The following is a 14326-nucleotide window of genomic DNA, read 5'->3' on the forward strand; positions in this document are numbered from 1 at the left end:
TGTTTGGCATGACTGACGAGACTATTGCGAATAATGGCAGTTCACAGGACTCTAACTCTGCAGCTTCCGTCGCCGAGCAGGCGAAGAGGAAGGCGCTGCGCGATTATATGACACTGGCGACGAAGGCTAGCCAGGAAGCGCTGAGCGATGAGGAGCTGGCTGTTTTTAACAGCACCTTGGGCGATAACGGAATCGGCGGTCTAGATACCTTGCTGGGCACGAAGTTTGTCCATGTCGGGCCGGAGCGAATTCAGATGGAGCTCGAGGTCGGGCCCGACCACCTGCAACCGTGGGGCCTAGCCAATGGCGGTGTTTATTGCTCGCTAGGTGAGACTGCTGGCTCTATTGCTGGTTTCGTTGCCTGCGGTGCGAAGAAGCCGGTCGTCGGTGTGAACAATAACACCGATTTCTACCGCTCCGCCCGGGCTGGCGAGGTAATCGTTACCACGGCGGAGCCAGAGTACCTGGGGCGCACCATGCAACTGTGGCGCATTGAGCACACCCGCAAGGCAGATGAAAAACTGTTGGCCCGCACCAACCTACGAATTGCGGTACTCGACAAGCCGCTGTAGCAAATCGTTATAGGTGGTAACGGGCCTGGTAGGAAGCTCGCAGGTGGCTTGTCGTGATTAGCTGTTTTCTAATCTGGCCACCTGCAAGTTAACTACTTGTTCCTTTTTGCGCGGTGCTCGCGGCGAGTGTCGCGAACCTCCAGCGGCAGATCCTGCTCAGCCTTGTCCTTGTTGAACTCGGCCAGGCGGTCGATGGCGTTGCGTGCGTACATCTGCTGGCGGGTGGAAACCATCTGCCAACGGTTGCGATCCAGGACGTTCAGGCCCCAGCTGACGCAGGAGACGAGGCGGTTGCGGAAGCCCACCAGGAACATCAGGTGGACGGCCAGCCACAGAATCCAGCCGATGAAGCCGGTAACCTCAACCTTGCCCATCTTCACCACTGCGGAGAAGCGGGAGACGGTTGCCATGGAGCCCTTATCGAAGTACTCGAACGGCTGACGCTCTGCGACATCGCGGCCGTCGGCCTCAGCTGCAATGTTGGCGGCGACGTACTCGCCACCCTGAATAGCAACCTGAGCAACACCCGGCAGGTTCTCGCGGTTGGACATGTCGCCCACGACGTAGACGTTCTTGTAGCCACCAGCTGTCATGTCCTCGTTGACAACGACACGGCCAGCGCGGTCGGTCTCGGCGCCAGTCTGCTCGGCAATCATCTTGCCCAGCGGGGAAGCGGACACGCCGGCGGACCAAATCTTGCAGAACGACGGGATGAACTCCTCGGTTCCATCCTTCATGTTCTTGTAGGTGACGCCCTCTTCATTGACGTCAGTCACCATCGCGCCAAGCTTGACGATGACGCCCATCTTTTCCAGGGACTTCTGAGCCTTGCGGCCCAGACGCTTGCCAAACGGCGGCAGAACCTGCGGTGCGCCGTCGAGCAGGACGACGCGTGCAGCGTGCGGGTTGTAGCTGCGGTAGGACGATGCGAGGGTGCGGTTAGCCAGCTCGGCCAGCTGGCCGGCAAGTTCAACACCAGTCGGACCAGCGCCGACAACGACGAAGGTCAGCAGGCGCTCGCGCTCAGCGGGATCGTCGGTCAGCTCGGCGCGCTCAAACGCGCCGATGATGCGGGCACGGATTTCGAGTGCGTCGTCGATGTTCTTCATGCCCGGAGCAAACTCGGCAAAGTGATCATTGCCGAAGTAGGACTGGCCAGCGCCAGCGGCAACCAGGAGGTGGTCGTATTCCCACTTGGAAGTCTGGTGACCCAGTTCCGAAGTCACAACCTGCTTTTCGACGTCGATGTCGGTGACATCGCCCTTGACAACACGAACGTTCTGAACACCGTCGAAGATTGTACGAGTGGACGGAGCGATTTCGCCCGAGGACAGGATGCCCGTTGCTACCTGGTAGAGCAGTGGCTGGAACAGGTGGTGGTTAGTGCGGTCGATGAGAGTGACGTCGACCTCGGCGCCCTGCAACTTCTTCGCCGCGAACAAGCCACCGAAACCCGAACCGATGACGACCACGTGCGGGCGTCCGGAGTGCGGGCGGTACGGAGTCTCGGTCATGTATTTTCTCCTCACAGACTTGAAAGTTCTCGAAGTTTTAGATTCGGCTTTTAGCCGGCAAGCCACAATAGTAATCCTCTCGGTGCGCCACCGCCTATTCTGGGTCCCTGCGCGGTAGGCTGCGAGAGCAAACTCAGTTCGTTATTCGTACCTTTATGCGGCGCGATTGTTAGGAGGTTCGGGCAGGGTGAATTCGGCAAGCCGGCAGGCAATTGACGCAGAGCGATGGCCTCGGGTTGCGCGTATTCCAGAGGGGCGTTTTCTAGCGAAACGTGCCGAAATGATGGAACGCTCTTTTGAGCGACTCTGCCAGGATAACGGCATTGAACTGGTTGAATCCGGTGAGTTTGTCGGGGAGTCTTTCATTACTCGGTCGACGGGTGACGCCGATTTGGCTATCGACGGAGTCGGTGGTGCCAGCTCTAGCGGCGGCAGTGAATCTCCCACTAGTTCTGAATCGTTTCGTCCAGTCGTTTTCAGCGTCATTGATCCTGTTTTCTATTCTCGACTAGCTGATTCAGAATGGCTCGGATTGGGGGAGGCCTATCTCGCGGGCGAATGGTCCAGTGATGATTTGCCAGAGCTTCTCAGCCGACTGCTCAGCGCCGAGCTTGATATTGCTTCGTTGGGGCCGCTGGCACGTGGTCTGATGAAAGTCGCGCGTTCACGTCCGCGTCTCGATGGGCCAGATATGGCGGGAGAGTTGCCGACCTCATTGCTCGAGCTCTATTCCGGCGAATTGCTGATGGGCGGTTCCGGCCTGTTCGCCTCCGGAGTGCGAACCTCGTCGCGGGAACAGATTCAAAACTATGCCCGTGGTGCTGGCAAGGGTGGGGTTCCCTCGCACTGGTCAGTTGACGTGACTTATGTCGATGCCCCGAAATCCGTCGCGCGTGCCGATTTTCTGCATGCCCAGGTGCGCAATATTGAGCACATCCTCGATCTTGCTCGAGTCCGGGCCGGAGACCGTGTCGCCGAATGGCCGTCGGCAGGCGGAGAAATTTCCCTTCGGGCTGCAGAAAGAGGAGCGGGCGCGGAGGTTATTACCGTCTCTGATGACCACACCGAAACGGTGCTGGAACGGGTGGAAAAAGCCGGATTGCGCGGCGCGGTCGATGTGATCCAGATGGATCGCAACATTCCGTCGCCACGCGAATTCGAGTCCGACTTCGAGGCGGTTATCAACGTCGGGCGTCTGGAGACCTTCGGTCGTGCAGGTGCGCTGCGCTGGCTGAAGAGCGCCGAGCGTCTGCTTGTCGACCGCGGCACCATCGTCGTCCAAATGGTGGTAGCGACGGACAAATTCGATGCGCTCGCCGAGCGCAGCTTGGACCTCGTACGCGCTTATGTGTGGCCGCAGCTGCAGCTTTTCACCATGGAAGAGCTGCGCAAGATGGTGGACCGGGAAACCGGCCTGCGCATCGCGGCGGAAGAGTACATTCCGGCGCACTTCGCGACGACCTTGCAGCTCCAGCGAGATTTCTTTGCGGCGCATGCGCGCGAAGCCGCTGGTATCGGCTACGACAGAGTGTTCCGGAGGATGTGGAATTACTATCTGTCGCTGTTTGAAGCGCTCGTGCGCGCAGAGAAAGTCACGCTCGTACAGGTCGAGCTCGTGCATGCGCCACGCAGGCCTCACTAGCAGTGGGCGGCTCCGGGCGCGTTGGAAATTCGCCAGATAAATAATGCCTGTAAAAATAAATCACGTTTTTAGGCAAAACCACCTCAAAGGTGATGTTTAGGGTCTAAAAACGAAACTATGAACGCACAGAGCACCACACGTACTGCAGACATTGTTGTCGTCGGCGCCGGACTTGCCGGATTGGTCGCGACGTATGAGGCCACGCAGGCCGGCAAGAAGGTCATCCTTGTCGATCAGGAGAATGCCAACAACCTCGGCGGACAGGCTTTCTGGTCGCTGGGAGGAATCTTTCTCGTCGACTCGCCAGAGCAGCGCCGCCTCGGAGTCAAGGACAACCGCGAGCTCGCTGAAGCTGACTGGTTCAACTCCGCGCAGTTCGACCGCGAGGAAGACAACTGGGGACGCAAGTGGGCCAAGGCCTACCTGAACTTCGCGGCAGGGGAGAAGCGTGACTACCTCCGCAATCTCGGCGTGAAGTTCCTGCCTGTCGTCGGGTGGGCTGAGCGCGGTGAAGGGCGTGCCGACGGTCACGGCAACTCGGTACCCCGATTCCACCTCACCTGGGGCACAGGCCCCGAAATCGTCCGCGTATTCGCAGAGCCGGTCGCTGAAGCTGCGAAGAAGGGGCTGGTGGAATACTGCCATCGCCACCGCGTTGACGAGGTGATTGTGGAAGATGGCCGCGCCGTCGGCGTGCGTGGCAAGATTCTGGTTCCCTGTGAATCTTTAGAGCGAGGAGTGGCGTCGTCACGCGAGGAAACAGGGGAGGACTTTGAGATCCGCGGGTCGGCCGTGTGCATTGCGACGGGCGGTGTTGGCGGCAACCTGGAAGCCGTGCGTAAGTGCTGGCCGACCGAGCGCCTGGGCGAGATGCCGAAGGATATGGTCTGCGGTGTGCCAGAGCATGTTGACGGCCGTGGTATCGAGATTGCAGAGCAGGCCGGCGCAAACCTCGTCAACCGTGACCGCATGTGGCATTACACCGAGGGCATGAAGAACTGGAATCCCGTGTGGCCGAATCACGGTATCCGTATCATCCCGGGGCCGTCGGCCATGTGGTTTGACGCAGAAGGAAATCGCCTGCCAGCGCCATATATTCCGGGCGCGGATACTGTCGGCACGATGAAGCACATTCTGGCCACCGGACACTCGTACTCCTGGTTTGTGCTGAATAAGAACATCGTGGCCAAGGAGTTTATTTTCTCTGGCTCAGAACAGAATCCGGATCTGACCGACAAGGAGATCAAGAAGCTGATTGGCAAGGTGACCTCTGGTGTCGCCGCACCTATTCAGGCGTTCATGGACAACGGCGAAGACTGGGTGGTTGCCGACGATCTGCCAAAGCTGGTCGAGGGGATGAACGAGATTGTGGAGGCGAGCTCGGGCGGAGAGTCCGGAGCCGCAGCGCCGAAGATTGACCTGGAGAAGCTCGAGGAACAGATTCGTCAGCGCGACATGCAGACCGGTAATCCCTTCTCCAAGGACTACCAGGTCAATTACGTCAACGTGGCCCGGAACTTCCTCGGGGACAAGATCATCCGCTCCGTGCCGCCATCACCGATTTTGGATCCGAAGAACGGCCCACTGATTGCTATTCGTCTGCGCATGCTGACCCGCAAGACGCTCGGAGGCATCGAGACCACCCTCGACGGCCAGTGCTTGCACCCGGACGGAACTCCCTTCGAGGGGCTCTACGCCGCAGGCGAGGCCTCTGGCTTCGGTGGCGGCGGCGTCCACGGCAACAACGCGCTGGAAGGTACATTCCTGGGCGGCTGTATTTTCAGTGGCCGCCAGGCAGGCCGCGCGATGGCGGAAGTGGTTAAGTAGCTCCCGCATACCGCACGGCTCGGTGGAAGAAACCGCGCCTACTCCAGCCCGATGGAGAATGCACTTTCCAGGTCGTGCTGAGAGTAGGTGCGGAAAGCCAGCTGAGTCTGGGTGCGAATAACACCGTCGACCTTGCTGATGAGATTTGGAATGATTTCCGCCAAATCATCGTGATTAGTTGCGCGCACCACGACGACCAAGTCCCAGTCACCAGTAACGGAGTAGACCTCAGTCACGCCGTCGATCTCGACGATGGTCTCGGCGGCCTCCGGAATCTTGTCAGCTTCGACATCGATGGACACAATTGCGGTAATCAAACTCATGGCTGCCTTTCCTCGGAGTTTAAACGTGGGGCCCGCTTGAATAGCGTGGCCCGGACCGCAAGGTACGCAAGATTGCTCAAGATACTGCGGCCCGGAATTTCATTTCTGTCACGATTCTACTGATTTCCAGAAAACAGCCTGGAGGATCCGGACGAAAGGCGGTAAAAAGGGCGCTATGACACAAACCGCATTTCAGTCCAACCCAGTCCAGCTTTCCGGAGACCTGCCCGAGGTGGGCAACAAGGCTCCGGAGTTTACCCTCACCGGTGGCGACCTCGGGGAGGTCACCAACGAGACCTTCGCTGGTAAGAAGGTCGTCTACAACATCTTCCCGTCGGTAGACACCGGTGTTTGTGCAGCTTCGGTGCGTCACTTCAACGAGGACGCTGCTGGGCTGGACAACACCGTCGTGGTTAATGTTTCGCGTGACCTGCCGTTCGCTCTCGGCCGCTTCTGCGCTGCAGAAGGCCTGGACAACGTTGAGGTTGCCTCGGACTTCCGCCACGGCTTCGGCGAAGCCTTCGGTGTTGTCCAGCAGGATGGCCCGCTCGCTGGCCTGCTTGCTCGTGCCGTAGTCGTCACTGACGAAGAGGGCAAGGTCATTTACAACCAGCTGGTCGATGAGATCACCACGGAGCCGGACTACGACTCCGCACTGGCTGCACTGAAGTAATTAGCTAACTAGCTTTCAGCAGCAAGTAACCAGCTGGAATCGACGGGGCTCGTCGGCGCGCTCGCTAGGCTGTTGCCTGGCGGACTTCGCCGACGAGCTCTTCTAGTACGTCCTCCAGCGCAACGATTCCGTTGACAGAGCTCTCCGAAGTACTATTTTCCTCCGTCACCAAGGCGAAGTGAGCCTGCTCGCGCTGCATCAGCCGCATGACCGTCTGGAGCTTGGCATCCGGGCTGACGCTTGCAAAGGTGCGAATCAGATTCCGCGGGAAGGGTCGGTTGCGGTGACCGTCGTCAAGCGAGAGCAAATCCTTGACATGAAGGTAGCCGATGAAGCTGCTGTCGGCATCGGTGATGGGGAAGCGGGAAAAGCGCGTGCGTGCGCTGAGCTCTTCGATGTCGGCGACGGTGGCGTCGGAGCCAATGGTGACGAGGGTGTCGAGTTGCATAGTGACATCCGCGGCGGTGAGATGCTCGAAGCCGAGAGCTTTGTGGAGGAGCGCGAGCTCGTCATTGTCGAGAAGGCCCTGACGCCCGGACTCGGCGACGAAATCTTGCACCTGACTAGCGGTGAAGGAGGAATCGACCTCGTCCTTCGGAGTGGCGCGAAGAATCTTGCGAACCACGATGTTCGCGGTCGTATTCATCGCCCAGATAACCGGATTGAGCACCCGCACAATCACATACAGCGGAATAGCCACGAACTTCGCCGTCGGGCTGGGGGCCGCAATAGCGATGTTCTTCGGCACCATTTCGCCGACAACCATGTGTAAGAAAGTGACAATCAGCAGCGCCAACGCCAGCGCAACCACGTGGGCGGTGCCCGCGGGGAGTCCCAGTGCTGTCATGTAGGGCTCGAAGAAGTGCGCAATCGCAGGCTCGCCGACGGCACCGATGAGCAGGGAACAGGCGGTAATGCCCAGCTGTGTTGCCGCCAGGGAGACCGACACGTTTTCGATACCGCGCAGCGCGTACTTTGCGCTGGTAGAGCCGCTGACGGCATCCGGTTCAATTTGATCGCGGCGAGCCGAGACCATCGCAAATTCAGCGGCGACAAACCAGGCATTGAGGGCCAACAGCAAAATAAGAGTAAGTAGTGGCATGTTCTAGCCCTCCTTTTCGCTGTTGTGCTCGACGTGGTTGTGACTGGTGCCGTCCTGGTGAGCGCCTTCATCCGTGCGCGTGACCTTGTTGCCGGCGCGGTCCACCTGGACACGAATACGGCCAACGCGGTGACGCGCCATGCGCTCGACTCGAAATGCAACTTCAGCGGTGGTAGGCAAGTTCTCCTCATCGAGGTTTTCGTGGTCGGTGGCTTCGACCGTAATCGTGTCGCCGAAGCGAGGCATGCGATCCAAGCGTTCGGTGATAAATCCACCAATAGTGTCGGATTCTTCGCCCTCCGGCAGGACCAGGTTTAGGATCTCTCCCAACTCATCAGGGCGCATGAGACCAGAAACAATCACCGTATTGGGGCTAATCCGGCTGTAGAGCAACGAACGATCGTCCTGTTCATCGTCAATTTCACCGACGATTTCCTCGACGAGATCCTCCAACGTCACAATGCCGTCCGTGCCGCCGTACTCATCGACAACCACCGCGAACTGGTATGCATCCTCACGCAGTTGACGCATCAGCGGATCAAGTGTGGTCGAGTCATTTACCACGAGTACATCTTTGGCCAGGCTCGCAGCCGACGTCGTCAAGCGTTGTGCGTGTGGCACGCTGAGCAGGTCGGTGTAATGCACCACGCCGCGAATGTCGTCGACGCTATTGCCAACGACGGGGAAGCGTGCATGTCCAGAATCTGCGACGACCGTCAGCATCTCTGCGACGCTCTGATCTTCGATAAAGATGATCTGTGTGCGTGGCGTCATCACATCAGCCGCCGTGCGCTCGCCGAACTCGATCGATCGCGCCACCAACTCGGCGGTCTGCGGGTTAATTTTTCCTTCATCGCTAGAGCGCGTGACGACGGCACGGAGTTCCTCCGCCGTCCTGGCACTGGCGACCTCTTCCTCAGGGGAGAAGCCGAGCCGTTTTAGCACCCAATTAGCCGCGCTGTTGAGTAGCCAGACCAGCCAGCCGAATGCGAACATGAAGGCATTCTGTGGCCTGACCACGAGGTTTGCGACTTTAGTGGGCTCGGCGATGGCCCAGTTTTTGGGGACGAGTTCGCCAAAGACCATTTGAGTGAAAGTCGCGATAATGAAAGCGCCCGTAGTGCTGATTGCAGTGACGGTGGCGGGAGAGATGCTAGTGCCACCAAATGCGGCTTCGAGGAGGACGCCGAGGGAAGGCCCGGTCAGGAAACCAGCGACGAGGCTGGTGACCGTAATTCCCAGCTGTGCGCCGGAGAGGTTTGTAGAGGTGCGTGATAGAGCACGGTCTACTAAATATGCGGACTTTGAGCCGGCGTTTGCGGCGTTCTTGACATCGTTCCTATTAACCGTGAGGTAGGAAAACTCGACAGCAACGAAAATTGCATTGGCGAAAACGAGGAAAAGAAAGACCGCTAATACGATAAGCGCGGATACAATCACGCGGCATCACCTGAAGTGTTCGCTGCGTTCGCTGGGGATGCTGCGGTGATTGCGCTTACTGCGGCTACAGAGAGCCCGTCAACGTTGGCGCGAGGCTCTGGGTCGTCGGACGAGCCAGATCTATCTGATGTGTCGGACGCATTGGGTCTGTCTGAGCTGCTGGATGTGTCTGAGAGTTCAGGCATGCGAGAAATCTTACTAAAAATTCCTTAGACCTGACGGCAATGGCGCATCGGCGGTAATGGGGAGGACGGGATCCTAAGGCCAAAATGTCATAATGTATATTATCGGACAAATAATGAAAGTGGTTGGCCCTGGGGTTTTCTGAATTTCCAGGGCTGCCGCTTTTTCCGCCGCCGCTTTTCTGCTGCCGTGTTCTATCTTGGCGCTTGATCTATGCCGTCGGGATTATTGCTCATTGTCCTTGGCGTTCGCTGCAAGCTCATCCGCGTTGCGGACGGCAATCTCTTCCCGCAGCCGCTTGTTCTGCCACAGCGTCATGCCAATCAGGAGTATGCCGACAGCCACGAGCCACCACGCGCCCTTGTAGACCACGAATGCAATGAAGATAATCAGTAGTACCATTCGCACCTTTCGTGCGAGCAGCATTGCTTCGTAGGTGTTCATATCGTTGTGACTCCCAACTGGCCTACCAAAATTGTTTTTGGCAGGACTTCTGTGGTGTGTGACTAAATGGCTTTATTGCGTCACAGTGACGAATCGAGGTGTATTTTCGCTGGCTATAAGCCTCTTTGGATTAGCGCTACTGCGATTCTCTTTAGATGGCTGTGTCTGCCAGCCGCGAAACCTACGCGTCCTACGCGTCCTGCTTCTCTGCGACAATGCGCAGATTGAGTTCGCCGTTCTCCTCGATGGATGCAGCTACAAACTGTGGCAGGCGCACGTTGTAATCCAGGCGGTTGATTGGCAAAGAGCCCGACAACAAAACCAAGTTTTCGGTACGAGCGGCCTTCATTGGTACGGTGACATCATTGGTGACACCGCGGATGGTCAGGCGTCCCGGAATCTCGATATTCGCCCACTGGCCGTTATCTGGAATGCTCGAAATATCGAGTGGTTCTGCAAGCTCAAACTTAGCTTCTGGGTACTGCTCAACGCTGAAAATATTGTTGCGGACATTGATGTCACGACGTTCAATATCGCTAGTCAGAGTTGCCATATCAACAACAACGGATGCGTCCTCAAGATTGTTGTCAGCAACCTTCAGCTCACCGGTGACATCGTGAGTGGAACCGGACGTCGTCCGCCTGCTGCCCGGCAGTACCTCGTTAAAAGTAAAACCAACGGAGGTGTTCTGTGAGTTATTGCCACCGACAATCTTCCAGGTGCCATTCGCATCAGTCGTTGCTGCAGGCAGCTCCGTGGCCTCGAAATCCCCAGTACGCACCCCTTCATGCGTGAAAACGCGATACAAAACTGGCCCCACAATAACAATTGCGAGCGCAACAACTGCAACGGCTATCAAAGTAATAATTGACTTACGGACACCAGAATTCATAGTGCTCATCCTATCCTTTTAATCCGCTATGGGATAAACCGTTCCACCTCACGCGTTTTCATAATCAATTCCTGCGTAATCTCCTGCAGGACGGCAGTCTCCATGCCGTCGTCAAGCGCGGTGCGCAAGTCTTCGGCGAGACAACGTACTTCGAAGAGCCCGTCCCCTATTCGCTTTACGACGTCATCGTCCGCCGGCCTGCTCGTGGCATCGGTGGCGGTCTTCAACGTGAGATCCGAATTGATTCGCTCGGCAATCGGCCTGGAAGCGCCTTTTGCTACGCCAGTGCGTTTTTCATACGCGCGCTGCCGGCAGGCTTGGCTGCAGAACTTGCGACGGCGACCGCGGATAGCGACCTCCATTTCGCGGCCACACCACTGGCAATTGGCGGTAGTTGTGCTCGGCTTTTGATCTGACACAGAAGTCAATTTTGGCATGAATGCTGACTAAGGCGTTATAATGTGTGGTCTAGTATTTCTACCAAAGGGGGCACGTTCCACATGGCAGATCGAGTTCTTCGTGGCAGTCGCATGGGCGCCGTTTCGTATGAGACCGATCGCGATCATGACCTCGCGCCGCGAATGATGGTCCGCTACCGCACTGAATCCGGTGAGATCTTCGAGGTCCCATTCGCGGATGACGCGGAAATTCCAGGTGAATGGCTGTGCAAGAATGGCCAAATTGGTGAGCTGGTTGAAGGCGAAGGCACTGAAGCCAAGCCGGTGAAGCCGCCGAGGACTCACTGGGACATGCTCCGTGAGCGCCGCTCCATCGAGGAGCTCGACGTGCTGCTGGATGAGCGTGTTGACTTGCTGCGCAAGCGTCGTCGTAACGCCGCTCGCCTGCTGAAGGCTCAGAAGGAAGCCGAAGAAGCAGAGAAGAACGCTTAAGGTTTGAGCTGGCTTGCGCTAGTGAGCTTTAGGGCGCTGCAGCTGTGAATTACATGCTGCAAAATGGGTCCGGATAAGGTTTTGCTCCTTATTCGGGCCCGTTTTTTGTTGGTGCCTGGCTGCGGCGGGCCGATCCGAGTTACTGACTGCGTTTATGACAAAAATGGCCTGAAAAATGGCCTGAAACTGTCATAAACTTAGACAGTTTCACATTTGCAGCCCCCATTCATACAGGCAGCCCGCAGTCATACAGGCAGCCCGTCTCCACACAGGTAGGCCGCAATCTTTGGGGCTGCCCTAGCCCTACTTGCGGAATCGCTGCTTAAACTCGTGACCAGCCAGGCGACCAATCTCCGACCCCAGGTTTTTTACCTGCTGCGAGCGGTGCTTGAATCCCCACTTGGTGACCTGCAGCAGAGACTGCTTCACAAAGCTGCCATCCATCTTGGACTCGCCGTACTCGCGCTCAGTAAAGGTGATCGGAACCTCCTCCACCAAGAAGCCCGCCTGTACAGCCTCAAAAGCGAGCTCGGTCTGGAACAGGTACGCAGCCTTGCCAATGTTCTCGAGGTCAAGGGTTTCGAGAACTTCCCGTCGATAAGCACGGTAGCCAGCGGTGATATCCGAGATGCCCGCGCCGAGCGCCAGCGAGATGTAGAGGTTGCCGCCGCGGGAGAGAACCTGACGGCTCATTGGCCAGTTGACGGTCTTGCCGCCCGGAATGTAGCGGGAACCGATGACGACATCGGCACCGTCCTCGAGCTTCTCCAGCAGCAGATGGAACTGCTCTGGTGCGTGGGAGCCGTCGGCATCCATCTCGCAGAGAACCTCGTAGTCGCGCTCGAGACCCCAAGCGAAGCCCGCGCGGTACGCACCCCAGAGACCGCCCTTGCCCTCGCGGTGCAGGACGTAGATGTGCTCTTCGCCGTTGTCCGACTTGTCAGCGGCAGCGATTTCATCGGCGAGCTCACCGGTGCCGTCTGGTGAAGAGTCATCGACAACCAAAATGTCGACGCGAGGCTCCGCTGCGCGCAGGCGTGCAATCACGCCCGGCAGGTTTTCCCGCTCGTTGAAAGTGGGAATGACAACCAGCGTCGACTCATTTAGGGCAGTCACTCGTGATTCTCCTTAGTGCATGTTCTGCTCAGTATCCCGGCCATCAACTTCATCTGCGCCTGCCCTGGCATCTCCGCCACGGCGACGCAGGACGGCACCAACCACACAAAGAATACCGAATGCGGTCAGTAGACCTTCAATCCACGTCCCGAAGCGGGCTGCAAAAGTCAGGTGGGCGTACTGAGGCAGAGTTTCAGTGAGTACCTTCTGCTCGAAGATTTTGCTCCGCTTTACGACGTCTCCGTGCGCATCCACAATCGCGCTCACACCGCTGGTTGCGGCGACGGCCGTGGAGCGTTGGAACTCCATGGCTCGCATGCGGCTCATGGCCAGCTGTTGGTAGGTCATGTCGGTGAAACCGAAGGTGGCGTTATTTGTGGGCGTGGCCAGCATGGTTGCGCCGTGTTTGACTGCGTTGCGGAAGGCACCATCGAAGACCACTTCGTAACAGGTGGCCACGCCTAGATTGACCTTCTTTAAACCATCGGTGCCTGGCGTTGTAACCACGGCATCGCCGTTGCCCGGAGTCATGTCTCCGGCGTGAGCGACCATGTCGGAAAAGTGACGTAGCAGTTCGCGGAATGGCATGGTCTCGCCGAAGGGCTGGAGATAGATTTTCTCGTGCTGGTCGCCGGGGCCGGTCTGCGGATCCCAGACCACCATGGTGTTTTGCACCCCATTGGTGTAGGTAAAGGTGCCGACCACGATGGGAGCGCCAATATTCATCGCGGCGTTTTCGATAATGCGTGCCGCTTCCCCATCCGTAAACGGGCTGACATCGGAGGAGTTTTCGGGCCAGATGACGATGTCCGGCTGCTCTTCCTTACCTTGGTGGACACGTCGGGCCAGCTCATTGGTGGCATCGGCGTGGTTTTGCAGGACTGCGCGGCGCTGGGCATTGAACTCTAAACCGAGGCGCGGAACATTGCCCTGGATAACCGCGACACGGGTGTTGTCAGCGGCCGTAGGCTCAGGCAGCGGTTGGGTCCACGCAGGAAGAACCCAGCCGACGAATAACGCTCCCACCAAAAGCGCAGCGGAGGTTGCATAGGAACGTAGCGTGAGCGCGACCAGTCCCGCACCAACGCAAGCAGCGAGGAAAGTGACCAATGCAGTGCTGCCGATTGCCACTGCTGGGGCCAGCGGGCCGTCGACCTGCCCCCAGGCAACGCGGAGCCAGGGGAAGCCTCCGAAAGGCCAGCGGGCTAGCAGCGCCTCCCCTGCCACGAGCGCAGCGGCCATGCCAGGGAGCTTCAGCGCGAGGGGGAAACTGGATTGGGCAATCAGCCACATCGCAAGCGCCGCCGGAATTGCGAGCAGTCCCAGCACAATTGAGAGCGCCACGTAGGGGCCAATGCCGACGAAGGAGCCGATCCACGGCAGTGAGAAAAGAGCCGTCGCTGTTGCCCAGCTGAAGCCCACCACTACGCTGGATTTCCAATCGGCTGCGCAGAAGAAGGCAAAAATGAGCAGGGCGAGGCCGATCCAGGCCGTCCACCACCAGCTCATGGGCGCATAGCTTAAGAACTGCAATCCACCAGCGAGGATTGCAATGAAGGCGAGAACGAGGCGCTGCTTTAGTGGGGTAAGCGCGCGAAAGCGCGCCTGCCAGCGATTCGGATTCTCCAGAATGTCTTTCGAAGCGTCTTTCTGAGCGACGTTCCCGTGCTCGCTGGAGCGCGCTTGGCGGTTAGTGTGCACTTGTATA

General features: G+C 58.1%; 14 protein-coding genes. 5 read left to right on the top strand and 9 right to left on the bottom strand.

Translation table 11 applies throughout. The features are described 5' to 3' along the window. The first annotated feature begins 8 nt into the window (after positions 1-8). On the top strand, positions 9-572 hold the full coding sequence (locus tag QP977_RS08195; RefSeq protein ID WP_224433479.1) for a PaaI family thioesterase: 564 nt from the start codon (positions 9-11) through the stop codon (positions 570-572). A gap of 92 nt (positions 573-664) precedes the next feature. Here QP977_RS08195 and QP977_RS08200 read toward each other — a convergent pair whose 3' ends face one another. Continuing rightward, complete coding sequence (locus tag QP977_RS08200) at positions 665-2086, bottom strand: NAD(P)/FAD-dependent oxidoreductase (RefSeq protein ID WP_049170497.1); 1422 nt, start codon at positions 2084-2086, stop codon at positions 665-667. A 187-nt stretch (positions 2087-2273) separates the two neighbouring features. Here QP977_RS08200 and QP977_RS08205 point away from each other — a divergent pair, with 187 nt between their 5' ends. Together QP977_RS08205 and QP977_RS08210 are read left to right on the top strand one after the other, a co-directional pair. After that, complete coding sequence (locus tag QP977_RS08205) at positions 2274-3728, top strand: class I SAM-dependent methyltransferase (protein ID WP_049170499.1); 1455 nt, start codon at positions 2274-2276, stop codon at positions 3726-3728. Between the two features lie 117 nt (positions 3729-3845). Next, positions 3846-5555 carry an FAD-binding dehydrogenase gene (locus QP977_RS08210; protein ID WP_048734037.1) on the top strand — a complete coding sequence of 570 codons (1710 nt, stop codon included), beginning with the start codon at positions 3846-3848 and terminating at the stop codon, positions 5553-5555. A gap of 38 nt (positions 5556-5593) precedes the next feature. Here QP977_RS08210 and QP977_RS08215 read toward each other — a convergent pair whose 3' ends face one another. Next, positions 5594-5878: an Lrp/AsnC family transcriptional regulator gene (locus QP977_RS08215; RefSeq protein ID WP_005511316.1), complete on the bottom strand. Its 285-nt coding sequence runs from the start codon at positions 5876-5878 to the stop codon at positions 5594-5596. Between the two features lie 175 nt (positions 5879-6053). Between QP977_RS08215 and tpx the strand changes: the two genes are divergently transcribed. Beyond that, positions 6054-6551 carry a thiol peroxidase gene (gene tpx, locus QP977_RS08220; protein ID WP_049170506.1) on the top strand — a complete coding sequence of 166 codons (498 nt, stop codon included), beginning with the start codon at positions 6054-6056 and terminating at the stop codon, positions 6549-6551. A 64-nt stretch (positions 6552-6615) separates the two neighbouring features. Here tpx and QP977_RS08225 read toward each other — a convergent pair whose 3' ends face one another. From QP977_RS08225 to QP977_RS08245, 5 genes are all read right to left on the bottom strand, one after another. Next, entirely contained in the window at positions 6616-7653 is a 1038-nt protein-coding gene (locus QP977_RS08225; RefSeq protein ID WP_284847252.1) for a hemolysin family protein, read from the bottom strand. Between the two features lie 3 nt (positions 7654-7656). Beyond that, positions 7657-9093, bottom strand: coding sequence for a hemolysin family protein (locus QP977_RS08230; protein ID WP_070567049.1), 1437 nt, complete (start codon positions 9091-9093; stop codon positions 7657-7659). A gap of 408 nt (positions 9094-9501) precedes the next feature. Then, on the bottom strand, positions 9502-9720 hold the full coding sequence (locus QP977_RS08235) for a hypothetical protein (RefSeq protein ID WP_070827732.1): 219 nt from the start codon (positions 9718-9720) through the stop codon (positions 9502-9504). A gap of 190 nt (positions 9721-9910) precedes the next feature. Next, positions 9911-10621, bottom strand: coding sequence for a YceI family protein (locus tag QP977_RS08240; protein WP_070827730.1), 711 nt, complete (start codon positions 10619-10621; stop codon positions 9911-9913). A gap of 17 nt (positions 10622-10638) precedes the next feature. Beyond that, on the bottom strand, positions 10639-11031 hold the full coding sequence (locus QP977_RS08245; protein ID WP_241486342.1) for a hypothetical protein: 393 nt from the start codon (positions 11029-11031) through the stop codon (positions 10639-10641). A gap of 81 nt (positions 11032-11112) precedes the next feature. On the opposite strand from QP977_RS08245, the gene QP977_RS08250 reads away from it, so the two are divergent. Next, a complete protein-coding gene (locus QP977_RS08250; RefSeq protein ID WP_005511311.1) occupies positions 11113-11502 on the top strand; it encodes an RNA polymerase-binding protein RbpA in 390 nt (129 codons plus the stop codon). 303 nt (positions 11503-11805) lie between these two features. Here the strand turns inward: QP977_RS08250 and QP977_RS08255 are convergent, their stop codons facing one another. Next, complete coding sequence (locus tag QP977_RS08255) at positions 11806-12618, bottom strand: polyprenol monophosphomannose synthase (protein WP_016422816.1); 813 nt, start codon at positions 12616-12618, stop codon at positions 11806-11808. Between the two features lie 12 nt (positions 12619-12630). Beyond that, complete coding sequence (gene lnt / locus QP977_RS08260) at positions 12631-14319, bottom strand: apolipoprotein N-acyltransferase (RefSeq protein ID WP_070546148.1); 1689 nt, start codon at positions 14317-14319, stop codon at positions 12631-12633. Positions 14320-14326: the final 7 nt, after the last annotated feature.

The organism is Corynebacterium sp. MSK012, assembly GCF_030232435.1.
Lineage (GTDB): Bacteria > Actinomycetota > Actinomycetes > Mycobacteriales > Mycobacteriaceae > Corynebacterium > Corynebacterium jeikeium_D.

Bases quoted from the DNA above. Each gene is read 5' to 3' on its own strand.
- QP977_RS08215 (WP_005511316.1), bottom strand. From the start codon at position 5,878: ATGAGTTTGATTACCGCAATTGTGTCCATCGATGTCGAAGCTGACAAG.
- tpx (WP_049170506.1), top strand. From the start codon at position 6,054: ATGACACAAACCGCATTTCAGTCCAACCCAGTCCAGCTTTCCGGAGAC.
- QP977_RS08240 (WP_070827730.1), bottom strand. From the start codon at position 10,621: ATGAGCACTATGAATTCTGGTGTCCGTAAGTCAATTATTACTTTGATA.
- QP977_RS08235 (WP_070827732.1), bottom strand. From the start codon at position 9,720: ATGAACACCTACGAAGCAATGCTGCTCGCACGAAAGGTGCGAATGGTA.
- QP977_RS08195 (WP_224433479.1), top strand. From the start codon at position 9: ATGACTGACGAGACTATTGCGAATAATGGCAGTTCACAGGACTCTAAC.
- QP977_RS08210 (WP_048734037.1), top strand. From the start codon at position 3,846: ATGAACGCACAGAGCACCACACGTACTGCAGACATTGTTGTCGTCGGC.
- QP977_RS08225 (WP_284847252.1), bottom strand. From the start codon at position 7,653: ATGCCACTACTTACTCTTATTTTGCTGTTGGCCCTCAATGCCTGGTTT.
- QP977_RS08250 (WP_005511311.1), top strand. From the start codon at position 11,113: ATGGCAGATCGAGTTCTTCGTGGCAGTCGCATGGGCGCCGTTTCGTAT.
- QP977_RS08200 (WP_049170497.1), bottom strand. From the start codon at position 2,086: ATGACCGAGACTCCGTACCGCCCGCACTCCGGACGCCCGCACGTGGTC.